At 64.5% G+C, this 22,764-nt stretch carries 21 protein-coding genes; 6 read left to right on the top strand and 15 right to left on the bottom strand.

The window, feature by feature from the left end:
* Positions 1-54: 54 nt before the first annotated feature.
* A complete protein-coding gene (rpsF, locus tag ABH924_RS11075; RefSeq protein WP_028267876.1) occupies positions 55-360 on the bottom strand; it encodes a 30S ribosomal protein S6 in 306 nt (101 codons plus the stop codon).
* A 260-nt stretch (positions 361-620) separates the two neighbouring features.
* Between rpsF and ABH924_RS11070 the strand changes: the two genes are divergently transcribed.
* Both ABH924_RS11070 and ABH924_RS11065 read left to right on the top strand, forming a co-directional pair.
* Positions 621-959 (top strand): YnfA family protein, encoded by a 339-nt coding sequence (locus tag ABH924_RS11070; RefSeq protein WP_404498775.1) that lies wholly within the window; start codon positions 621-623, stop codon positions 957-959.
* A 166-nt stretch (positions 960-1,125) separates the two neighbouring features.
* Positions 1,126-1,797: a DUF1345 domain-containing protein gene (locus ABH924_RS11065; RefSeq protein WP_234752906.1), complete on the top strand. Its 672-nt coding sequence runs from the start codon at positions 1,126-1,128 to the stop codon at positions 1,795-1,797.
* A gap of 32 nt (positions 1,798-1,829) precedes the next feature.
* Here the strand turns inward: ABH924_RS11065 and ABH924_RS11060 are convergent, their stop codons facing one another.
* The 6 genes from ABH924_RS11060 to ABH924_RS11035 form a co-directional block, all read right to left on the bottom strand.
* Positions 1,830-3,131 (bottom strand): M18 family aminopeptidase, encoded by a 1,302-nt coding sequence (locus tag ABH924_RS11060; RefSeq protein WP_404498773.1) that lies wholly within the window; start codon positions 3,129-3,131, stop codon positions 1,830-1,832.
* Between the two features lie 56 nt (positions 3,132-3,187).
* A complete protein-coding gene (locus ABH924_RS11055) occupies positions 3,188-3,883 on the bottom strand; it encodes a response regulator transcription factor (protein WP_234752910.1) in 696 nt (231 codons plus the stop codon).
* Positions 3,880-5,166 (bottom strand): sensor histidine kinase, encoded by a 1,287-nt coding sequence (locus tag ABH924_RS11050; RefSeq protein ID WP_404498771.1) that lies wholly within the window; start codon positions 5,164-5,166, stop codon positions 3,880-3,882. The genes ABH924_RS11055 and ABH924_RS11050 overlap by 4 nt, the downstream gene beginning before the upstream one ends.
* Positions 5,167-5,230: 64 nt before the next feature.
* On the bottom strand, positions 5,231-6,121 hold the full coding sequence (locus ABH924_RS11045; protein WP_404498769.1) for an ABC transporter permease: 891 nt from the start codon (positions 6,119-6,121) through the stop codon (positions 5,231-5,233).
* A complete protein-coding gene (locus ABH924_RS11040) occupies positions 6,118-7,116 on the bottom strand; it encodes an ABC transporter ATP-binding protein (protein WP_404498767.1) in 999 nt (332 codons plus the stop codon). The genes ABH924_RS11045 and ABH924_RS11040 overlap by 4 nt, the downstream gene beginning before the upstream one ends.
* A gap of 165 nt (positions 7,117-7,281) precedes the next feature.
* Positions 7,282-8,778, bottom strand: a complete 1,497-nt coding sequence (locus tag ABH924_RS11035; RefSeq protein ID WP_404498765.1) for a bifunctional phosphatase PAP2/diacylglycerol kinase family protein — start codon at positions 8,776-8,778, stop codon at positions 7,282-7,284.
* A gap of 159 nt (positions 8,779-8,937) precedes the next feature.
* On the opposite strand from ABH924_RS11035, the gene ABH924_RS11030 reads away from it, so the two are divergent.
* From ABH924_RS11030 to ABH924_RS11015, 4 genes are read left to right on the top strand one after another with little or no spacing between them, the layout of a single operon-like run.
* Entirely contained in the window at positions 8,938-10,485 is a 1,548-nt protein-coding gene (locus ABH924_RS11030; RefSeq protein ID WP_404498762.1) for an efflux RND transporter periplasmic adaptor subunit, read from the top strand.
* 6 nt (positions 10,486-10,491) lie between these two features.
* Positions 10,492-11,220, top strand: a complete 729-nt coding sequence (locus ABH924_RS11025; RefSeq protein ID WP_234752919.1) for an ABC transporter ATP-binding protein — start codon at positions 10,492-10,494, stop codon at positions 11,218-11,220.
* Positions 11,217-12,464: an ABC transporter permease gene (locus ABH924_RS11020; RefSeq protein WP_404498759.1), complete on the top strand. Its 1,248-nt coding sequence runs from the start codon at positions 11,217-11,219 to the stop codon at positions 12,462-12,464. Before ABH924_RS11025 ends, ABH924_RS11020 begins: the two co-directional genes overlap by 4 nt.
* Positions 12,465-12,520: 56 nt before the next feature.
* Entirely contained in the window at positions 12,521-12,934 is a 414-nt protein-coding gene (locus tag ABH924_RS11015) for a hypothetical protein (protein ID WP_404498757.1), read from the top strand.
* Positions 12,935-12,994: 60 nt separating this feature from the next.
* Here the strand turns inward: ABH924_RS11015 and ABH924_RS11010 are convergent, their stop codons facing one another.
* The 8 genes from ABH924_RS11010 to ABH924_RS10975 all read right to left on the bottom strand — a co-directional run bounded on the left by ABH924_RS11010 (position 12,995) and on the right by ABH924_RS10975 (position 22,699).
* Positions 12,995-14,188 (bottom strand): MFS transporter, encoded by a 1,194-nt coding sequence (locus tag ABH924_RS11010; protein ID WP_404498755.1) that lies wholly within the window; start codon positions 14,186-14,188, stop codon positions 12,995-12,997.
* Positions 14,189-14,455: 267 nt separating this feature from the next.
* Positions 14,456-16,138, bottom strand: coding sequence for an ABC-F family ATP-binding cassette domain-containing protein (locus tag ABH924_RS11005; protein ID WP_404498753.1), 1,683 nt, complete (start codon positions 16,136-16,138; stop codon positions 14,456-14,458).
* Between the two features lie 45 nt (positions 16,139-16,183).
* The gene (locus tag ABH924_RS11000; RefSeq protein ID WP_404498751.1) at positions 16,184-16,759 is read right to left on the bottom strand and encodes a TetR family transcriptional regulator; all 576 of its coding nucleotides are present in this window, start codon (positions 16,757-16,759) and stop codon (positions 16,184-16,186) included.
* A 23-nt stretch (positions 16,760-16,782) separates the two neighbouring features.
* Positions 16,783-18,063, bottom strand: coding sequence for an FAD-dependent oxidoreductase (locus ABH924_RS10995; RefSeq protein WP_404498749.1), 1,281 nt, complete (start codon positions 18,061-18,063; stop codon positions 16,783-16,785).
* A 115-nt stretch (positions 18,064-18,178) separates the two neighbouring features.
* On the bottom strand, positions 18,179-18,469 hold the full coding sequence (locus tag ABH924_RS10990; protein WP_234752932.1) for a hypothetical protein: 291 nt from the start codon (positions 18,467-18,469) through the stop codon (positions 18,179-18,181).
* A gap of 178 nt (positions 18,470-18,647) precedes the next feature.
* Entirely contained in the window at positions 18,648-20,639 is a 1,992-nt protein-coding gene (locus ABH924_RS10985) for a penicillin-binding transpeptidase domain-containing protein (protein ID WP_404498747.1), read from the bottom strand.
* Positions 20,640-20,735: 96 nt separating this feature from the next.
* Entirely contained in the window at positions 20,736-21,395 is a 660-nt protein-coding gene (locus ABH924_RS10980; RefSeq protein WP_404498745.1) for a response regulator, read from the bottom strand.
* Positions 21,392-22,699: a sensor histidine kinase gene (locus ABH924_RS10975; RefSeq protein WP_404498788.1), complete on the bottom strand. Its 1,308-nt coding sequence runs from the start codon at positions 22,697-22,699 to the stop codon at positions 21,392-21,394. Before ABH924_RS10975 ends, ABH924_RS10980 begins: the two co-directional genes overlap by 4 nt.
* Positions 22,700-22,764: the final 65 nt, after the last annotated feature.

The raw sequence follows: 22,764 nt of genomic DNA, 5'->3' as shown, positions 1-22,764 counted from the left end.
TACTGCCTCCTTGTTCGTTCCTGCGGGGTAAAGAATGAAAGCTTGGAGCTGAAATTACTCAGCAACGACCTTCTGCTCTTCGGGGCGGGTGATCTTGGTGCGCATGATGGTCTCGTTGAGACTCAACTGGCGGTCAAGTTCCTTGGCGGTTTCCGGCTTGGCGGTGAAGTTCACCACAGCGTAGATACCTTCGGACTTCTTCTTGATGTCGTAAGCGAGGCGACGGCGGCCCCAGATGTCAACCTTTTCGATGGTTCCACCATCGGTGGTGATGACATTGAGGAACTTCTGAAGCGACGGCTCTACGGTACGCTCTTCGACCTCGGGGTCGATGATTACCATCAATTCGTAAGGACGCATATGTGAACCCACCTCCTTTGGGCTAAGCGGTTACGGCATTTCCGTAACAGGAGGTTCATTTGCGATGAACAGTGCTGCTGACCGCTTCCAGAAGCGGAAGCATGGCGCAGCACAGACTTCAATATCTTAGTCCATTTCCCGCCTCTAAGCCTATTCGGCGTGTCGGCAAGGTGGAATGCGCGGCGTCGCGTATGTGGATAACCCAGGTATGTGGATAACCCGCGTGGAACCGCCACGCCAGGCTCAGGCAGACTGAACCCATGACCATCCTCAAATCCACCGCCCTCTTTGTCCTCGCGGCCATCGCCGAGATCGGCGGGGCCTGGCTGGTATGGCAATCGGTCAAGGAGGCCAAGCCCTGGTGGTGGGCAGGCCTTGGGATCGTGGCCCTCGGCATCTACGGGTTCGTGGCGGCGTTCCAGCCAGACGCGCATTTCGGCCGCGTGCTTGCCGCTTACGGAGGCGTGTTCATTGCCGGATCTTTGGCTTGGGGAATGCTCATGGACGGATTCCGCCCGGACCGTTGGGATGTCATCGGCGCCATGATCTGCCTTCTGGGCGTCGCCGTCATCATGTTCGCGCCGCGATCGGGAAGCTGAGCCGCCAAGGCAGCTAAGCCGTCGAAGCGGCCGTCACGCAGCGCAACTTTCTGGACCGTCCGACGTCGGGATCCCCCGGTTTTCCGGAGTGCCGCTCCACCCGTGACGCTAAAAGTCTGCGTGGCGTGACGCCGGGGCCGGCCAGCCCCCGTGCCATGATCTGACTATGAACGCCGCAGCAAAGAGCCAAGGTCCGAAGTCTGTCCGTGCCAAACGTTCCCGATTGCGATTCGGGCTGATGATCGTCGCCGGCATCGCTGCGGCCGTAGCGACCGGAATATGGGGTCAGTGGATCTACGCACCCGCCGCCGGCTGGGCAGTGGCAGCGGCGGTCTACAACGTTTTCGTGTGGACAGTCATCACCCCGATGAAGGCCGATCAGACGAGGAGCCATGCCACGGAAGAAGATCCACGGCGCTCCACGGCCGACCTCCTCATCCTGTGTGCCGCCGTCGGTTCGCTCGCCGCCGTCGTGCTGGTGATGATCGGCGCCAAGGACGCGCACGGATTCGACAAATTCATGCTCGCACTGCTTGCCCTCGGCGGTGCGGTGGCGTCGTGGCTCCTAGTGCACACCCTCTTCACCTTGCGCTATGCCGAGGTGTACTACACGTCCGATCCGCCCGGCGGCATCGAATTCAACCAAAAAGCACCGCCGCAATACACGGATTTCGCCTATATGGCATTCAGTCTCGGGATGACCTACCAAGTCTCGGACACGTCGATCACCACCAGGGCAATGCGGTCTGCCGCTTTGCGGCACAGCCTGCTCGCCTACGTTTTCGGCGTCGGGATCCTGGCCACCACCATCAACCTCGTGGTGAGCCTCGCCTCCTGAGCCGGGCCGCCTTAGCCGGAGCTGCAGTCAAGCTAGATCGCTGTCCGGAAGAACAACTCCGCCACCGTGGCCAGGTGGCGCGGGTCTTCAACGCCGCATAGCTCGCGTGCCGAGTGCATCGACAGAAGGGGCACGCCGACGTCGACCGTCCGGATCCCCAGGCGGGTAGCCGTCAGCGGACCGATCGTAGAGCCGCAAGGGACGTCGTTGTTGGAGACGAACTCCTGGTAGGGGACGCCCGCCTCGCCGCAGAGCCGGGCCCAGAATGCTGCTCCGGTAGCGTCTGTGGCGTAACGCTGGTTGGCGTTGATCTTGAGGAGCGGTCCGCCGTTGAGGATGGGCCGGTTGGCGGGATCGTGCCGCTCGGGGTAGTTGGGGTGGACGGCGTGGCCGGCATCCGCAGAAACGCAGAACGACGCCGACAACGCCTGGCGCCGTTCGCTCACTGTGGCGCCCAATCCGTCGGAGATCCGGGTGAGGATGTCTTCGAGGATGGGTCCGCAGGCGCCGGAGCGCGAGGCAGAGCCGATTTCTTCGTGGTCGAAGGCGGCCAGGACCGCGATGGGGCCCCCGGCTGGCGCACCCGCGGCTGCGTGCGCAATTAGTGCCGCAAGCCCGGCGTGGGTCGAAGAGAGGTTGTCGAGCCGTCCTGAAGCGAAGAACTCGCCCTTGGCACCGAACTGCTCAGGCGCCTGGGTGTCCGCGACCACGATGTCGTAGCCGCCGATCTGGGCGGGATCCACGGAAGCCCCTGCCACGGAGTCCGCCAGTATTGCCAAGACGTCCGCGGAACCGGGATCGCCGAGGCCGAACACCGGGTTCATGTGCTGTTGCTTGTCCAGCGTGAGGCCGTCATTGACAGCCCGGTCCAGGTGGATGGCCAACTGCGGGAAGCGCAGGAGCGGTCCGGTAGCTGTGAGGTGCTGGGTGCCGTCCAGCATCACGAGCCGCCCCGCGAGCCGAAGCTCGCGGTCCAACCAGGAGTTCAACAAAGGGCCGCCGTAGACTTCCACGCCGGCCTGGAGCCAGCCGAACTTGCCTGTCGTCGGCTTGGGCTTGAGCTTGAAGGACGGAGAGTCCGTGTGGGCGCCGAGGATGTTGAATGCCGTGGTCGGAGTTGCGCCTTCCGGCGTTACCCAAGCAATGAGGGCGCCGTCCCGGATCACGTAGAAGCTGCCAGCCCCGCCCTCCCATGGCTGAAGTTCATCAAGGGCCGTGAAACCGGCCGCATCGAGCCGGCGTGCGGCCTCGTTGACGGCGTGGAAGCTCGACGGCGATGCGCTCACATATGCGCCAAGGTCCTGGATGTGTTCTGCAGCGGAGTTCGAAGGCATGGCTCCGAGTCTAGTTCCCTGGTCCGTTTGCGCGACGCGAGGCAGAATCAGCGTCGCTAGTAATCCGGGTTGCTCGGGATCACGAGTCCTGTTTCGTACGCGTAAACCACCACTTGGACCCTGTCGCGCAAGTGCAGCTTGGTGAGGATACGCCGGACGTGGGTTTTGACCGTGGCCTCGGACAGGAAGAACTTGTGGGCGATTTCCGCGTTGGACAGCCCGGCGGCGATAGCCTCCAGCATCTCGGTTTCGCGGGGGGTCAATTCTTCGAGCAGGGGATCGCGGGGCTGGGCTGTGGCCTGGCCCGGCACGCGACCCCCGCGGACGTAGGTCTCCAGGAGCCGCTGGGTGACCCGCGGAGCCACCACTGCGTCGCCGCTGGCCACGAGCCGGACGCCTTGGACCAACTCGGCAGGCGCAACATCCTTCAGCAGGAAGGCGGAAGCCCCTGCCTGCAGGCCGGAGAAGGCATATTCATCGAGGTCGAAAGTTGTCAGGATGATGATCCTCGCGTTGGATGCCGAGGCCGTGATCCGCCGTGTGGCTTCGATTCCATCCACGGCAGGCATCCGGACGTCCATGAGCACCACGTCCGGCTCCAGTTCCTCGACCTTCCGGACTGCTTCGGCGCCGTCTGAGGCTTCGCCCACCACCTCGAGGTCGTCTTCGCCTTCCAGGATGAGCCGAAATCCCATGCGCAGCAGGGGTTGGTCGTCCACCAGCAGAACCCTGATGGGAGCATTGTCCGTCATGATTTCCCCTTGTCGCCATTCCAATTCAGTTCCGCATGGACACGCCACCCGCCGTGTATTCCAGGACCGGCATCCACGGTTCCAGCATAAATTCCCGCACGTTCACGCATCCCCGCTATGCCCTGGCCCGTTCCCAGGGCCGCCTCTTCGGTGCCCGGATCCCGGGAGCCCCGGCCGTCGTCGAGCAATTCAATGGTGACCGAGTCGCCGTCCCGCACGATCCGCACATCCACTTGGCTCAAGGAGCGCCCGTACCTGAGCACGTTGGTCAGGGACTCCTGCACGATCCGGTAGACGGTGAGCTGGAACGCCGGGTCTTCAGGAAGGGCAGGTCCCGTGTGCGAGTAGTGCAACGGCAGCCCTGCCGTCCGGAATCCATCCAGCAGCTTGCTCAGGTCGTGCCCGGAAACCAACGGCTCCAAAGGCGCCGGGCGGGCTGAGTCGTCCCGCAGCACGCCGAGGACGCGGCGCATGTCGGCCAGCGCGGTCCTGCCGGTGCGGGAGAGTTCGCCAAGCACCTCACCCGCGCGCTCCGGATCCTTCTTGACCACGACGGCCGCGCCGTCCGAGAGGCTGATCATGACGGTGAGGGAGTGGGCCACGACGTCGTGCATCTCCCGGGCGATCCGGTTGCGTTCGGTGACGGAACCCAAGCGGGCCGTGCGTGCTGCCCAGGCCCTGATTTCGCTCTCATGCTCGCGGCGCTGCCGCACCGAAATGCCGATGCCGGTGGCGATCAGGTTGGACAACAAAATGCTGGCCGCGGCGGCGATGTTGCTGATGAGGTGGAAGTTCTCCGGAATCGCCTCTCCGTTGGATGGGGTCGCCGGGCTGGTCCACATGAACAGGTACACGAGGGTCAGCGGCAGGCTCGCCGCGCCAAACACCGTCAACGCGAAGGTCCGGGCCCTCGCCACGGCCACTGCATACAGCGCAAACCACAGTCCTGCGGAGACGTTCGAACCCCAGGGATTCAGCAGCGTCACCGCAACTTCGAGGACCGCAACGGCCGCAGTGACACTGAGCGGATTGCGGCGTCGAAGGAACACGATGGCAGCAATGGCGACGAGCAGCAGGGCGGCGAACCACTTGCCGTCCACGATGGAGCTGATGAACGTCGGCAGTGCCAGCAGCGAATAGCAAAGCACCACCACCGCGTCCATGACCCGCGGGTGCTCAAAGAGATAGCGGCGGAACCTGCCACGGCGGCGCAGCGTGATTTCAGCAAAGGACGCGTCGGCCACGTGGGCCGACGCGTCCTGTGCTGGCAACTCTTCACTCATGGCTTGAGCCTAGTGGCCTTGCCTGGAGTGGATGCCCCTGGATTGCGAATCAGACGATCGCGAATCAGACGTCGCGCTTCTTGAGCACAATGAGGGCAGGAACCATGAACAAGATGACGTAGCCAAGGAACACGAGGCCGCCCGCCCATGGATCCAGGGTGCCGTCTACATGGCCGATCGACAAGAAACGGCCACCGGCCTCACTGGGCAGGTACTGCGGGACGTACTTCCAAAATTCTCCCGGTGCGAGGCCGAGGAACTGGCCGGCGAACGGGAGGACGAACATGATGCCCACCAGGACAGTGATGCCGCCGGCCGGGTTCTTCAGCAGTGTTCCGAGCGAGAGGCCGATCAGCGCGACCCCGGAGACATAAAGGCCGCCGGTGAAGACGCTGTAGAGGACACCGTCCGTGTTCCAGCCGAGGTCAAGGGCAAAGTTGGCAAACATGGGTGACGCCACCAGGAAGGTCACGACGCCGGCCACAACCGAAAGGACGTAGGAGACCACAACCAGGACCACGGCTTTGGCGCCGAAGGTGGAGAGCCTGCCCGGAGCCGCGTTCATGGTTGACCGGATCATGCCGGTGGCGTACTCGGAGGCAATGAAGAGTACGGCAAGGGAACCCATGACGAGGATGCCGATGTTGAGTCCGGCGTTCGGCAGGTTGTAGAGGTTGAATCCCGAACCTGGCGGGAAGGAGTCAACGGCTTGCTGCACCGTTTCCTTGTGACCCTGGCGGCCGACTTCGACCATCTGGTTGATGAAATTCCAGCGGACCAGGGCGGACAGCAGGCCGATGCCGACAATCGCCACGAAGGTCAGGACCAACAGGAGCTTGGTGCTCATGAGGGTCCGGAACTTGATGGATTCGGAGTTCAGTACCCGGAGGAAAGTGACGCCACTGGTCCCGGCTGACGGGATCGCATGTTTCTTGTTGATGGTGGTGGTGCTCATGACTGGATCCCTTCCATGGTGGCAGCGGATGTGGCGCCGACGCCGGCGGGGCTTCCGTCCAACGGCCCGCCTGGTGCTGCCGGTCCGCCGGTGATGTGCGAGTGGTATTCCACTTCGTCCTTGGTCAGCTGGAAGTAGGCCTCTTCCAGCGACGACGTGAGCGGAGTGAGCTCGTAAACGAGTACCCGGTTGTCGAGGGCGAGCTCGGCGATGCGGAGCGGCTCCACCCCGTACACTTCCAGGGTTTCACGTTCGTTCTGCTCCACCCGGACACCGTCGCGGGCCAGCAACTCGGTCAGGCGCGTTGTCTCCGAGGTACGGACCAAAGTGCGTTTGCGGGACTGGCTCTCAATCAGCGCATCCACCGTGGTGTCTGCAATGATTTTGCCGCGACCGATCACAATGAGGTGGTCCGCGGTCTGGGCCATCTCGGACATGAGGTGGCTGGAAATGAAGATGGTCTTGCCCTGGCTTGCCAGGTAGCGTGCAAGGTTCCTGACCCACTGGACGCCCTCGGGATCGAGTCCGTTGACCGGTTCGTCAAGGATGAGCGTTTGGGGATCACCCAGGAGTGCGTTGGCGATGCCAAGCCGCTGGCCCATGCCGAGAGAGAACCCTCCGGCCTTCTTCTTGGCAACTGCGGTGAGGCCCGTCATCTCGATGACTTCCTCAACGCGCGAGTTCGGAATCCCGTGGGTGGCGGCCATGGCTCGCAGGTGGTTGTACGCACTGCGGCTGGTGTGCACCGCCTTTGCATCGAGCAGCGCTCCCACTTGGTGGAGCGGGTCTTTGTGCTGGGAGTAATGCTTGCCGTTGACGATGACGTCGCCCGACGTCGGGCGGTCGAGACCCATGATCATGCGCATGGTGGTGGACTTGCCGGCGCCGTTCGGGCCAAGGAAGCCCGTGACTTTCCCGGGCTGTACGGTGAAGCTGATTCCGTCCACGGCTGTCTTTGCGCCGTAGACCTTCCTCAAGCCTGTTGCCTCAATCATGGAAGCGTTCCCTCCGCTTGCTGCAGCTGTGTGGTGACTGTAGGTACAACGCTAGCCACCGGTAGGTCGGAATTCGCCGGTCTCAGGGATGATTCAGGGGCCGCTCAGGGTAGTCCCTATGGATGATGCCGGCCGCGGCCAGGTCTTCCCGACACTGGGAAAGCACTAGGAAAGCGGCGAATACACCCGCAGCGCCCGGCGCTTCACAGTGAACTCCGCGGTCCGCACACCAGGCAACGGCTCGCCGTCGACCGCTATCACTAGCGGTTCTCCTGACGCTTCGATGCTGAGCTCCGCAGCCTCACTAAGGTGGGTCACCTTGGAGGTACCCACGGTTCCGGTGAGGACCGCCCACAGCAGACGCAGCCGCGCGAAAGGCTCATCGGCCGTGACCATGCGGATGTCCAGCACGCCATCGTCAAGCACGGGACGCGTCAACGGCGCCAGGTCCCGCGGGTAGTAGCGGCCGCGGCCCAAGTAGAGGATCCACAACTTGTGGGGGACACCATTGATCCGGAGGGTCGTGGGCCTTGCCGCGCCGAAGGTGCGCAGGCCTGCGACGAGTCCCGCAAGGGGCTTCCCCAGGGCGGGTTGCAGCCGTTCGCGTCGCCGCACCAGGTTGGGGTAGACACCGACGCTTGCCGTATTGAGCATGATGAGCTCTGTGGTCTCGTCCTTGCCATCGACGCCGCGGCCCGCGCTCACATGACCCACGTCCGTCCATGCTGCTGCTCCCGTTTTGGCGGCTTTGAGCGCCCCTTCGAGGGACCGGGCGTCCACGTCACGTGCGAAATGGTTCAGCGTTCCGCCGGGCAGCACCAGCAAAGGCAGCGAGTGCTCGACGGCGGCCGCCGCGGCAGTGCCGACAGTTCCGTCGCCGCCCCACACGCCCAAAGCCTTCGTCCCGGGCCGCCCTGCTGCGGCCTGGATTTCGGCAACCACGTCATCGCCCTCGGAAATCAGGCGAATATGCGCCTTGGGGAATATTTCCCGAAGCTGCGTCTCGGTCTCCGGCGAGTAGGAACCGCCGAGGGTGTTGACCGCAATACTCAGCCCCTCGCCGGTGCCGACTGCGGGGGCATCGGCCGGTGAACGGTCCGTGGCCGGAACGGGAGACCGGGCCGGCCACCATTTTCGCGTCACGAGGGCCGCTCCGGCGCCGATCGCCGAGCCGAGAACCACGTCGGAAGGCCAGTGGGCACCGGTATGAACCCGGGAGTACGCCACACCTGCCGCAACCGGAGCCAGAACTGCACCGAGCCGGGGACTCACCAGCGCGGCGCCAAGAGTGAATGCGACGGCAGACGCCGAATGGCCCGAAGGCATCGAGGAGCTTGTGGGTTGCGGGTTGACAAAGCGGAAAGCCGGCAGGAGTTCGGGCAATGGCCGCATCCGCGGAAGAAGCGTCTTGAAAGCGAGATTGGTGACGGCCGACGCAACGCCAAGCGCCAGGAGTCCGTGGATCGCTGCATTGCGAGGCTTACCCGGAAATGCCGCGCAAACTCCAGCGACGGTAAACCAGAGCTTGCCCTTGGTGGCAGCCTCCGAAAGGTTTTTCAGAATGAGGTCGTGCTGGCCTTCCGGCCACCGCGAGACCGCTCGGACCGCTGCCCGATCGAGCCGCGCCATCCGCCCTGAACCCCATCGCAGCATGCTTCGCATCCCACCAGACTATCGGCGGGCTAGTTAGGATGTGGAGATGGTGAGGGTCGTTCTTCCCCGCATGCCCGAGGAGAGCGGCACGCCGAGCAGAACGTCACATAGGGTAAACCATCAGGTAGCACTCGGCATGCTCCAAGACAGCGACCATAGTCTTCGGGCATGCTCTCAAAGCCTCAACTCATCAACAGCGGCATCGGGGTGGCCGTTATCGGCATTGCCGCCGGTGCCTTCTTCGTGCTGAACGGTGTGCCGCAAACGGCCGCCGACACCACCGCCCGCACCGTCGCCGTCAGCGCTGCGGACCTTGCCGCGGTCTCAACGGCGAGCGGAAACGTCTCGCCCGCAAGCACCACCGTCATCAACGCGCAGAACTGCACCGGACCCATCGCCACGGTCTCCGCCGTGACTGGTCAGCAAGTCACGGCCGGGCAGGTGCTGGTCACCATTGATCCGACGAACGCCCAGAACGCCCTGGCAGTTGCCCAGGCCCAACTGGATTCCGCCGCGGCGCAGGCTAACCAACAGCAGGCCTCAGCCAACAACCAGGTAGCTTCGGCGAGCCAGAGCCTGGCCAACGCCCAACAAACGGCAAACCTGGACGCGAGCCAGCAAGCCAGTGCCGTAGCCGCCGCGCAGACGGCCGTGAACAATGACAATGCGACTGTCGCTGCGGCTCAGACCGCTGCCAGTGCCCAGCCCAGCAGCCAGCCGGCGCAGAACGCGCTCAGCACGGCACAGGCCCAGCTGGCGAAGGACAACCAAGCACTGACCCAGGCAGCTAACCAGCTAGCCAGCTCGGCCCTCAAGGACAAAGAGCAGATCGCCTCGGCTTCGACGGCCCTCAATTCCGCCCAGAGCGGTGGCGGCGCCACGTCCAACACCACGTCTGCCCAGATAGCAGTCGACACTGCAACCAAGAACCTGGCGTCCTGCTCCCTCGCGGCCCCGGTTTCAGGAACGGTCACCGCCGTGAACGCTGTCGTCGGAGGCAACGCCGGCAGCAGCTCCGGCTCTTCCGGGTCCTCCGGTTCCGGCTCTTCCGGAGCATCCGGTTCCTCGAGCAGCACTTCCACGAGTGCCGCGAGCACATCGTCCTCCGGACTGATCACGATTAGCGACACCGCGCACCTGCAGGTGATCGCCAACTTCGCCGAATCGGACATTGCCGCCATGAAGACCGGCGACTCAGCCACCTTCACCTTCCCGGCACTCAAGACCGACCCCTCCGCGGCACCCGTCACCGGGACCATCACGGCGATCGCCCAGAACGCCACAACCACCAACAACGTGGTCAGCTACCCCGTGACGATCTCCATCAAGAACCCCCCGGCTGCCCTCCGGCTCGGCCAGAGCGCAAACATCTCCGTAACCACGGCGACGGCCAAGAACGCGTTGACGGTGCCTTCGCTGGCCATCACCACCACGGGAACCAAGCAGACCGTCAACGTGATGAAGAACGGGACCACGACGGCGGTGGCCATCACCACCGGGATCACGGACAACGGCCGCACCCAGGTGCTCACCGGACTCAGCGCGGGCGATCAGATTGAACTCCCGGCCATCTCCTCCACCCTGGACACCACCGGCACTACCGGACGAACCGGGACGGGCGGGGCGGGCGGACTTGGCGGTACGGGCGGATTCGGTGGCACAGGCGGCGCCGGAGTTACGGGCGGTACCGGTGGCGCACGCGGAAATGGCGGGTAATCAGCCGTGAACGACGCTGTCATCCAACTGGACTCCGTGAGCAAGATCTATGGCAAAGGTGAGGCCGAAGTACGGGCACTTGATTCCGTCAGCATCTCGATTGACCGAGGCGACTTCGTGGCCATCATCGGCGCCTCGGGCTCCGGAAAGTCCACGATGATGAACATCATCGGCTGCCTCGACGGCGCCACCCAGGGGACTTATCACCTGGACGGCATCGATACCGGGACCCTGGACGAATTCCAGCTCGCGCAGATCCGCAACCGGAAAATCGGCTTCGTCTTCCAGAACTTCAACCTGATACCGCGCACGCGGGCCGTGGACAACGTCTCCATGCCGCTCGCCTACGCAAAAGTGCACCGCAAGGAACGGCGCGAGCGGGCCTTGGAGGTGCTCGATTCCGTGGGTTTGGCCGAGCGGGCGGACCACAAGCCTTCGCAGCTCTCCGGTGGACAGCAGCAGCGTGTTGCCATCGCCCGGGCACTCGTGACCAACCCCGTGCTGCTGTTGGCCGACGAGCCTACGGGTGCCTTGGACACCAAGTCCTCGCATGAAATCCTGGATCTCTTCGAGTCGTTGCACGCCAACGGCCGGACCATTGTGATGATCACCCACGAGGCCGACGTCGCGGCGCGGGCCAACCGCGTTGTGCGGTTCCAGGACGGGCACATCATTGAGGACCACCGGATCCGCGCCGTTAACGCGCACCCCGTAGCGACGGCGGTGCCGGCATGATGATCGCCGAATCCGTTCGCTTCGCCCTGACCGGGGTGATGGCCAACAAGATGCGCTCCATCCTCACCACCCTGGGCATCTTGATCGGCATCGCATCCGTCATCATCCTGCTGGCCGTGGGCGCCGGAACTTCAAACGCCATCAAGGCCCAGATCGGCAAGCTAGGAACCAACGTTCTCACCGTGAGCCGCCAGACGACGGCGGGCGGCCGCGCCGCAGGCGGCGGACAAGCGGTCACCGGTCCGCGGTCCCGCGGCACCAACCTCACGCTCCAGGACATGGCCGCGCTGACAGATCCCGTCATGGCCCCCGACGTCGCCGCGACGGCGCCGGTGGTCACGGCACAGAACGTCACGGGTACTTACCAGGACGCAACCCATGCGGTCGCAACGTTCGTGGGGACCACGCCGTCGTACTTTTCCATTTCGAACGACACGCTCGCGGCGGGGTCCTACTTCAGCGACGGTGACGCCAGCAGCGGCACCGCAGTGGCGGTGATCGGCAATACCGTGGCGCAGGATCTGGTGGGCAGCTCGGTGGCCTCGGCTGTGGGGCAGACGATCGCCCTCAACGGCCAGAACTTCGTGGTCACCGGCGTCCTGGCCCAAAAGGGGTCCTCGGGTCTCAACGATCCAGACGACATTGTGGTGATCCCCTACAGTGCGGCCCAGGACAAGTTCACCGGATACTCGCCGTCGCTCGCCTCCATCACTGTCCAGGCGAAGTCAGCGGACGTGATGAACCAGGCCCAGAACGAGGTTCAGATGATCCTCGATGCCAGGCACAACGTCACCTCCGCCAACCGTGACTATCAAGTGCGGAACCAGGCGCAGATCCTCACGACGGCCACCACCACCACGGCCACACTGACCATCCTCTTGGGCGCCGTGGCCGGCATTTCGCTCCTGGTGGGCGGAATCGGCGTCATGAACATCATGCTCGTCACGGTCACCGAACGTACACGCGAAATCGGCATCCGCAAGGCGATCGGAGCCTCGCGGGGCAGCATCGTGAGCCAGTTCCTGATCGAATCGCTCATCATCTCGCTGATCGGCGGAGTGCTGGGAATTGCCGCGGGCTACATCGGAAGCGCCTTTCCCTTGCTGGGAACGCAACCCGAAGTCCAGTGGTGGACCGTGTGGCTGTCGTTCCTGGTATCCGCGGCGATCGGCCTGGTTTTCGGAATCTACCCGGCCAACAAGGCGGCGAAGCTACGGCCGATCGACGCCCTGCGGTACGAATAACCGCCCACAGTTCCACCTCCAGCAACTAAAAGAAACAGCCAACAGGAGATCCAAAAATGTCCTATTCAGCACCGGAGCCCGGTCCCACGAACCAGCCGGAGCCCCAGCCGCCCTACACCCAACAGCCCCACGCCGGACAGCCGACCGCGGTCCTGCAAGCCACCGGCCAGGAACCCACCGGGCAGGGTTGGGGCCAACCCCAGACGCCGGAGCCGTTCGTGCCCAAGAAGCGCTTCAAGATGGGCCGCCTGACGCAGATCCTCCTTGCCGTGCTGCTGGTCGCAGTGGGCTTCTTCGGAGGCGTCGGCGTCACCAAGCTCATGGACGCCGGACAGGCCCGTCCCGGCCGCGGCCAGTTCCAGAACTTCAACGGCCAGGGCGGCCAAGGCCGGAACCGGCAGAGCGGCGCTCCCACCAACGGGGCCTCGCCGAGCGCTGTTCCTTCGGCACCCGCCACCTCAGCGCCGTAACCACCCAACTCACTCGCAGTTGTTGTCGTTCTGAGCCTTCATAACGACAACAACTGCGAGTCAGTTGCTTTTCGGCAGGGGTTTCGCGGCGCCGGCCAGCCACAGGGCAATCAGGATCGGCGCCCCGATGGCAAGCAGGGCCAGGTGGATGCCGGTGTGATCGCCCAGGTATCCCAGAAGCGGCGGGCCGGCTAGAAACGCCACATAGCCGATTGTCGAAACCACCGAGACGCGTGCGGCTGCGTGTTTCGGATCATCAGCAGCAGCGGACATGCCCATGGGGAAGGCCAAGGCTGCGCCGATACCCCAAAGGGCCGCACCCACGCCGGCAAGGATGAGGTTGCCCGCGAAAACGAAGAGAGCCAGGCCCACTGCTGCGGCGCCCATGCTGACCCGCAGCACGGCTACACGTCCGAATCTGTCGATCGCGCGGCCGCCAAGGAAACGCATCAAGGTCATCGCCGCCACGAAGAGCGCAAACAAAAGAGCTCCCGTCGATTCGGAAGTATTCAAGCCATCCACCGAGGCCTTGGCGATCCAGTCGTTTCCGGCGCCTTCCGTGAGGGTCGCTCCGAGCACCACCACGCCGATCAAGAGGGTGCGGGAGTCCCGCCAGGCCGACGGACCCTTGACAGCGGGCGCGCCGCCGTCGGGCGTTCTTCCTGTGGTTTCGTGGGGCATGAAGTAACGCGGCGCCGTCAACGCGAGAACAACCACGACGCCGGCAATGACGAGCAAGTGCCCCGGAAGTCCAACGCCGATCTCGGAAAGCCACGCACCAATCAGCGCACCCACAAAGGCGCCCCCGCTAAAAGCGGCGTGGAACTGCGGCATGATGGTGCGCCCGAGCCGGTGTTCGACGTCGGCCCCTTCGATATTCTGCGACACATCCCACAGACCGACCCCCACACCGAAGAAAAACAGCGCCAGCGCGGTGGCGGAAACGGAACCGGCCATCAAGGAGAAGGCAATAGCCGCTCCGGCCGAGGCGGCCAGCAGTCCGGCAGCGCGAACGGTATTGGCCGTACCGATCCTGCCGACAATCCATCCCGCGGAGGGCAGCGCCACAAGGGACCCGACGGCGGTGCACAGCAGGAGGGTGCCCATCTGTCCGGACGTCAGGTGCAGGGTTTGGGTGACGGCGGGTATCCGGGCAGCCCAGCTGGCAAAAACCAGCCCGTTCATGCCGAAGACCAGGAAAGTGGCGATTGCAGCGGCTTTGACGTTCGGAGCGGTTCGGGTGCTGGTGGTCATACGATCACAACTTCCACGGAGAGATTTTCAAGTAGGGTGCGTTCTTCAGTGCTTGGTTTCCGGTCCGTCACAATGACATCTACCGCGTCCATGGCTGCAACCAGGGCCACAGCCTGTGCATTCCATTTACTTCGCGTGCAGGCCACTATCACCCGTCCGGCCGAACGGCTCAGACGCTCGCTCACCTTTGAGGCGTTTCAGGCCGACGCTCGCTCACTAATAAGGTGAGCGAGGTTTCCGGGCTCGGCGGCCGGAGTCGGCTGGAAGTCAGCGGGCCCGCTCTACCCGGGACTCGTCCCAGACGGGCTCGGCGGACTCGTAGACTTTGCCGTCGGATCCGAAGACGAGGAAACGGTCGAAGGACTTCGCGAACCAGCGATCGTGCGTGACGGCCAGGACGGTGCCTTCGAACGCGTCGATGGCACGCTCCAAAGCTTCGCCCGAGTGCAGGTCCAGGTTGTCGGTTGGCTCGTCCAGGAGCAGAAGCGTGGCACCCGACAGCTGGAGCAACAGGATCTGGAAGCGCGCCTGCTGCCCCCCGGAAAGCGACTCGTACTTCTGCTCGGCCGAACCCACCAGCCCGTAGGAGTCGAGCGCGCCGGAAGCGGCCTCGCGGCCCAGCCCGGAACGGTGTTCGTCACCGCGGTGCAGGATGTCCAGGAGCGTCCGGCCCAGGAGATCCGGACGGGAATGGGTCTGCGCGAAGAATCCGGGACGGATCCTGGCACCCAGTTTGACGGTGCCCTCGTGCGGAACTTCAGCGATTTCGACGTCCGAAACGGGCAAATGCTCGCGCTCCGGGTCGGTGCCGCCGGCGGCGAGGAGCCGCAGGAAGTGGCTCTTGCCCGAGCCATTGGAACCGAGCACGCCCACGCGGTCCCCGAACCAGATCTCGGTGGAGAACGGCTTCATCAGGCCCGTGAGTTCAAGCTTTTCAGCCACCACGGCGCGTTTGGCCGTGCGGCCTCCCTTGAGGCGCATGTGCACGTTCTGCTCCAGCGGCAGGGCTTCGGGCGGTCCGGCCTCCAGGAACTTGGCGAGCCGCGTCTGCGCGGCCTGGTACTTGTTGGCCATGTCCGAGCGGAATGCAGCCTTGGTCTTGTACATGATGACGAGTTCCTTGAGCTTCAGGTGCTCCTCGTCCCAGCGCTTGCGCAGTTCCTCGAATCGCGCGTTGCGGTCGATACGCGCGTCCACATAGGTGCCGAAACCGCCGCCGTGCACCCAGGCGCCGGCACCGTTGATGCCGGGTTCAAGCGTCACGATCCGGCCCGCGGCGTTGTTGAGCAGCTCGCGGTCGTGGCTGATGAAGAAGACCGTCTTCTTGGATTCGTTGAGCTTGCTTTCGAGCCAACGCTTTCCCGGAACATCGAGATAGTTGTCCGGTTCGTCGAGGAGCAGCAGCTGATCCGGTCCGGAGAACAGTGCCTCAAGCACCAGCCGCTTCTGCTCGCCGCCCGAAAGGCTCGACGCCGGGCGGTGCTGTGCGCGGTCAAAGGGGATGCCGAGCGCGGCCATGCAGACCTCGTCCCAGACGGTCTCAACGTCGTACCCTCCGGCGTCTCCCCAGTCCACGATCGCTTGGGCGTACCGCATCTGGGTTGGCTCGTCGTCGTGCTCCATCATGGCGAGCTCGGCGTCCTCGACCGCCTTGGCAGCCGCGGCGAGGGTTGGCGGCGCGGCGGAAACCAGCAGGTCGCGCACGGTGGATTCATCGCGGACCTGCCCGACGAATTGCCGCATGATGCCCATGGTGCCGGAACGGCCCACTACGCCTTCGTCAGGCGTGAGATCGCCGGCGATGATCTTGAACAGGGTGGTCTTCCCCGTTCCGTTGGGCCCGATCAGGGCCGTTTTGCTGCCGTCCGGGACCTTGAAAGTCACGCCGTTGAGCAGCTGGGTACCGTCGGAGAGGAAGTAGTCGATGCCTGAAACGTCAATATGGGCCACTGCCCAATCTTCCCACGGACCGCGGGGGACTCCTCAGCCGCCCACTCAGGCCGACAGTTCGCCGCTTACCGCGCCGGTGAGATACCGCTGGATTGTCGGCCCCAGCGCCTGAACGACCACCGCGTGCGGCGCCGAAGCGATCGGCTCCAGTTTGATCAGGTAACGGGTCAGGATGAGCCCGGAAAGCTGCGATGCCACCAGGTTTCCGCGCCACGATGCCTCTTCCGCGGGCACCCCAAGGCCAGCCAGAAGCGGATTGATGGCGCGGTTCAGGATGAACTCGCGGACCAGCGCGGCACTCCACTCGTGTTGCATCGCCGTCCGCAGGACCGCGACGCCGGCTGCCCCAGCGGGCGAGTCCCACACGGTCAGGAAGCGCGTCACCAGCCTCTCCCCAACGTCCTCCCTCGGCCCGCTCAGAACAGCCGATACGTGGTCCTTGGGGTCCACGGGTGACTCGAGCGCAGCCATGAACAGCTGTTCCTTCGTGCCGAAATGATGGTTGATCATGGATGGATCCACGCCCGCCTCGGCCGCGATGGCCCGGACTGTTGCGGCGTCATATCCTTTGCGACTGAACTGTTCACGGGCCGCACGGAGAACCTCGTCCCGGCTGCTCACTTGTCCCGGCCGGCGACCCCTGTTCACGCCGGTTTCCGGTTCACGGTGGGCTTCCGGCGCGCAAAGTCCGGGGCGTGCTCCGGCCGCGGCCCGAAGGCGATCATGAGGGCTGGAAGTTTCCCGAAACCGGGTACGTGGCGGGCGATAAAGACCACCGGACCCGGCGGGCCCACCAACTGGCCTCTCACTGCGGGGCCGAAGACCGCTTTTTGGATGAGGAGCTGCATACTCTGGATCACCACGGTGGGGAACCAGCGCCGCTTCTGCACCGAAGCGAGATCTGCCTCGCCGAGCGTGCCCTGAAGCAATGGGCGGGCGATGCGCTGGGCCGCGGCAACGGCGTCCTGGATAGCCAGGTTGATCCCCACACCGCCTGCTGGAGACATCGCGTGGGCGGCGTCTCCGATGAGGAGGAGGCCCGGTTTGTGCCATGGCTTGATCCGGTTGAGCTTCACATCGAGCAAATGGAGATCGTCCATGGACCTGATTTCGTCCACGCGGTCCGCCAGATCCGGGCGGATGCGGGCCACACGTGCACGGAAACTCTCCACCCCTTCGGCGCGCATTTGCGGGTCCTTGCCCTTCTCCGCGATGTAGGCGATCTGGTAGAAGTCCTTGCGGGTCAGGCTAAGGAGCACATCGGTGCCGGAGAAGCGGGGCATGATCGAGGCCAACTGTCCCTGTTCGTCCGCGCGCCGGGAGAGCCTGAACCACCAGGTGTCGAACGGCACGGGAAACTCGCGGGGGACCAGTCCTGCCTTCTGCCGGAGCACCGAGCTGCGGCCGTCGCACGCCACCGTCAACGTCGCGCGAAGCTCCCCCGTCCCGGTTTCCTCTCCGGACGCCGCGTCCCGGGTGCGGTACGCCACCCCGGCGACCTTCCCGCCGTCGTCGTACAGCAGATCCGTGGCCTCAGTGTTCATCCGGAGCGTGAACTGCGGCTCTTGCTGTGCGGCGTCCACCAGGAAATTCAGCAGGTCCCATTGCGGAACCATGGCTACGTAATCGTAGGGCGGCTTGAGGCGATCGAAGTCGACCAGGGTCACTTCCTTGCCGCCCGCGGGGAGTTTGAAATTGCCGAGCTTGCTTTGGGGCAAAGCCCGGAATCCCTCGCCCAGCCCAAGCTCATCCAAGAGTCGGATGGTGGACGGGTGGACCGTGTCGCCGCGGAAATCGCGCAGGAAGTCGGCATGCTTTTCGAGGACGGTGACGTCGACGCCGGCCCGGGCCAGAAGGAGTCCGAGCATCACCCCCGCCGGGCCCCCGCCCGCGATGACGCATGTCGTGCTTTCAGGCTGGTCCATGGCCACTCCCACCGTTGCAACTAATTCAACAAGCGTTGAATTAAGTGTGCACCCGCCGGGAAGTCGTGTCCAGAGGGACTGTGCAGCTCAGCCTGCCGCGGTCAGGAATGTTCCGTTACGGGCCGGTGCGGCCCGGGTACGGGGTGTGTGGCAAGTTCGCGATGATCGCTGCGAACAGGACAATGTAGGCAACGAAAAACAGGACCCATAAGATGAACAGGCCGATCCCCACCCAACCGAGGATCTTTCCTTCCTGAGCCGCTACCCCGAATCCCTCGGCTTTCTTCGCCTGCATAATGGCCAAGGGTCCGAAAACAACGCCCAATGAGAAGATTCCGATCACGCCGAACACAGCCGCCAGGCGCGCGTGCCTCATGCCCTCGATGTACCACTGCAACTGACCCATGTTCACAGGGCGTTGATCGGACGGTGGTGGGTAAGCGGACTGAAATCCTTGCTGCGGCGTCGACATGGGTTCCCCTCGGTTCTGTTGCTCTCTAGCGTTACCTTCCAGCAGAAGGCGCGGCGTGACAGCCTGAGAATACGTCCATCCAGAGAACAAACACCAGCGGTCTGCGGACGGCTCAGCCGGCCACGGTCAGGAACGATTTGAGCAGCGGGCCACTGGTTGTCGCACCGAGGCCGCCGTCTTCCACGAACACTGCCACCGCCAGATCTCCGTGCACTGCAACGATCCAGGCGTGCGTCTTGGGCGGATTGTCGTTTCCGAACTCGGCCGTCCCGGTCTTCGCGCCCACAGGCGCCCCCGGCACCGACGCGAGGAAACCGGCGTGGCCGGAGGTCACCACGGCCCTCATCATGTCGCTAAGCGCGGCTGCCTCCGCCGGCGTAACCGGCTTGTCGGACGCCGGCGGGGCGGGAGACACTGGCGCGGCGGGGGACGCCGACGACGGCGCGCCGGACGCCGTCGGGGTGGCACCCGCGGAGGGCGAGACTGCGCCGGGGTTCAAGACGAGCTGCGGCGACACGGGCGCGCCGTGGGCCACCGAGGCGGCCATAATGGCCGCGGCGAGCGGGGAAAGCAGCACTTTGCCCTGGCCGATCATCGAAGCTGCGTGCTCGGTGCCGTCAGCATTTCCCGGCACGGAGCCCAGGAACGCGTCGGCCCCCAGCTTCGGGGCTTGGACTGCCAATCCCAATGAAGTTGCCGCAGATTCGAGCTGGGCCTGGCTGACCTTGTCCCGGGAACTGATGAAGGCAGTGTTGCACGAATGCGCAAAAGCGTCCCGCAAAGCAACAGAGCCGAGGGACGACACCGGATAACCCTCGGCGTTCTTGAAGGTCCGGCCGTCGACCGTAATTGTTGGCGTGCATTCCACCTTGGAATCGGGCGTCATTCCATTGCGGATCAAGGCGAGGGAATCAACGATCTTGAACGTGGAACCCGGAGCGTACTGGCCCAGCATTGCCGTGTTGTAGCCGTTGCTTCCAGGGCCGGAGGCCGCTGCGAGGACGGCGCCGGTGGAGGGGCGCAGCGCCACAATGGCCGAGGCCGGGCCGACGCCCGCCAAGGTGTCTTCGTCGAGCTGCTGCAAGCGCGGATCCAGGGTGGTCTTCAACGGATCGCCGGGCTTCGCATTGACGGCAAAAAGCACTCGGCGGGGATCCGGATTTGCTGCCTTGATCTGGTCGTCGGTCATGCCTTGCGGCCGGGTCTTGATGGAGACCCCGTCCTGGCCTCGGAGCTGGGCGTCATATTGTTCCTGCAGGCCGCCGGTTCCGACGGTGTCTCCCACCTTAAGGGCACCCCCGGCCTTTTGGATCTGTTCGGCGCTTGCCTCAGCCGCGGTACCCAACACAGCCCGGGCGAAGGTGCGGGTGGGTGCCAAGGGCAGAAAATCGTGGATGGCACGGGCGCCCGGAATCGCCGCAATCTGCTGGTCCGTCACCGTCCGGTTTCCGTCCTCGCGCAGGGTGATGGCGCTGACGAATGCCTGCGGGCCGGACGCCTGGACCTGTTTCACATACGCGGCTTCGTCCACGCCGACCAGTTGTGCGAGCTTCGCCGCAGAAGCTGCAGGATCAGCCGATCCGATCGTTGTCTTGTCGATTCCCACGTGAACCACGGGACGGTAGCTGACCAATTTGGCGTCCCCCGCTCCGAGGATATCGGCTCTGGAGGGCGAGTTGACGGTCTTGTCCAGGACTTCGCCGTCCTTCAGGTCCGGCTCCAGGAGTGTCGTGGTCCATTGGACGGCCCATTTGTCGCCGGATTTCTTCAGTGCGGCCTGGGAGGTGTATTTCCACTCCGCGGTTCCGATCTTCCACGTGAAGTTGAGCGGGACCGACGCTTTGTCGCCGTCGAGCTTCACAGGGCCGCTTTCAACGGAAGGCTTGGCCGGATCGAGGGCCGCAAACACGGCCTTGAGCTGCTCGTTCGCCGCTGCGGCGTCTTTGCCGTCGACGGCGAGCGATCCGACGTCGAGCGCTGCCAGGGACGACGCGAGCTGCTTGGCCGCGCCGTCCGCCCCGGAGCGGCCGTCATCACAAGCGGTCAGCGAGCCGGCAATCATCAGGGCGGCAAGCCCCAGAACAAGATTCTTGGTTTTCCCCATTTGCGCCATTATGCCTTCTTGGAGCGACAGGAATGATCCAAAGCACAGCACGTTGTGCTTTTGTGATGGTTCAGGCGCTCGGTTACGCGCGAATCCCTATTGGCTCCGGATGATCCTGCGCTGGGTTGCCGCTGCGATGGCCGCCGTCCGGTTGTCGACGCCCAGCTTGCCGTAAATGTGCACTAAATGGGTCTTGACTGTGGCCTCGGAAATGAAGAGTTGCTTCGCCATCGCACGGTTGCTCATGCCAGTGGCAAGGAGCTCCACGAGTTGGACTTCACGCGCACTCAGGGCATGCACTGGATTGCGGATCCGCCCCATGAGCCGGGCGGCAACCTCGGGCGCAAGGGCCGTCTGACCCGCTGCGGCAGACACCACGGCCTGTCGGATTTGCTCGGGTGGCGCGTCTTTGAGCATGTATCCGCTGGCACCGGCTTCTACTGCGGCGAGGATGTCGGCGTCGTTGTCGTACGTGGTCAGGATCAGGACCGGCGGCGGGGGAGTCCCGGCTTCACCGGCTTTGATCTTGCCCGTGGCGGTGACGCCGTCCATCCCCGAGCCCATTTGCAGATCCATGAGGACCACGTCCACGGGCTCGCCGAGCGTATGGAGCTTCGAAAGTTCTGCCAACGCGGCGCCGCCGTCGGCCGCTTCCGCCACCACTTGGACGCCTTCGAAGTCGGCAAGCATGGCGCGGAGCCCCGCGCGGACCACGGGATGATCGTCAACGAGCAAAACCCTGATGTTGTCGGTCATGGGGACGCCTCCAAAGCCGGGTTGCCAGTACCCAGCGGCAGCCGGATTGCCACCACAGTCCCCTCACCGGGAGCCGACTCCACGTCGAGCGTTCCGTCCAGTGCTGTAAGGCGCTCGCGCAGGCTCTTGAGCCCGACGCCGGTTCCGTCACCGCGGGTTTCCGCGGCCGCGGCCGCTGCGGGATCGAAGCCAGCACCGTCGTCGAACACGTCCATGGTCACCTCGCCGTCCAGGAAGGACAAGGTGACGACGGCGGTGCTCGCCTGGGCATGCGCCCACACGTTCGCCAAGGAAGACTGAGCCGCGCGCAACAAAGTGGTCTGGTAAGGGTTGGGAAGCGCCACCGGCGTGCCCTGGAGCTCGAATCGGCAGTGCAACGTGGCTCCGCGGGCGGCGGCCTCGGTCTCGGTCTTAGCGCAGAGGCGCCGCAGAGTGTCTGCCAGCGTGGACTCGTCCAACTCCGGTGACCCGAGTCCCCGGACAAAATTGCGGGCCTCAGCAAGGTTGCCGGCAGCTGTCTCCCGGACCGTCCTAAGCCGGTCGCGGGCCGCGGCGTTGTCACCGCCGTCGAGGGCTTTCTCAGCCGAGCGCCCCATCAGGACGATGCTCGAGAATCCCTGCGCCAGAGTGTCGTGGATCTCGCGGGCAAGTCTTTCGCGCTCAGCCAGCACACCGGCGTCGTGCTGGCTGCGTGCCAGCTCGGCCCGGGTGCGGCGCAATTCCTCAGCGGCGAGGCGCTGGTTCTCTGCCTCGACGTAGAGCGCCCGATACGCCAGGCCGGTGACAACCGCGAAGGCGGCCCCGAAAACAGGCCCGAGGACCATGGCAAGTTGCAAGGCATCCGCTCCGGCACCACGGTTATGGAACCACATGGCCGAGATCAGCAGTGCGGTGCTGGCAGCTATGGCGGGGAGGGCCAAGCGCCGCGGCAAGATATGCAGTTGCAGGAAGAACAACGGGAAAGCTATCCAAGCGAAATCCGGACTGATGAGCATGAGCAGCAGCCACAGGAAACCAACGACCGCGAGCCACCAGCGCGCGTAAGGCTTCGGATCGAAGCGCTCGGGATTGCCGGCGCGCCTTTTCTCGAGAACCGTGCCCACGAGGTAGACGGCAGCCAGTAGCAGCGCAAGGCCGAGGCCGGACCCGGTGGCAAAAGGGGAAAGTCCCGCGGCCGCAAGCCTGACGACTGCCACGAACAAAAGCACCGCGAAACCGACGTGCAGGCTGACGCGCAGGACACGCAAAATCACGGCGGAGCCACTGGGCTGCTGAGTGTCTCGCGGCGAATCGTCTCCCTGCATGCCCTCCAGCGTAGCCTCGTCCGCCGAGACTTTTGCCCCGATTCCGCGGTATTCGGGCCCAATCA

It is taken from the genome of Arthrobacter sp. GAS37 (genome assembly GCF_044908325.1).
GTDB classification, from domain to species: domain Bacteria; phylum Actinomycetota; class Actinomycetes; order Actinomycetales; family Micrococcaceae; genus Arthrobacter; species Arthrobacter ramosus.
The sequence above is the reverse complement of the archived record's forward strand: the minus strand, read 5'-3'. Positions and strand labels throughout refer to the sequence as shown.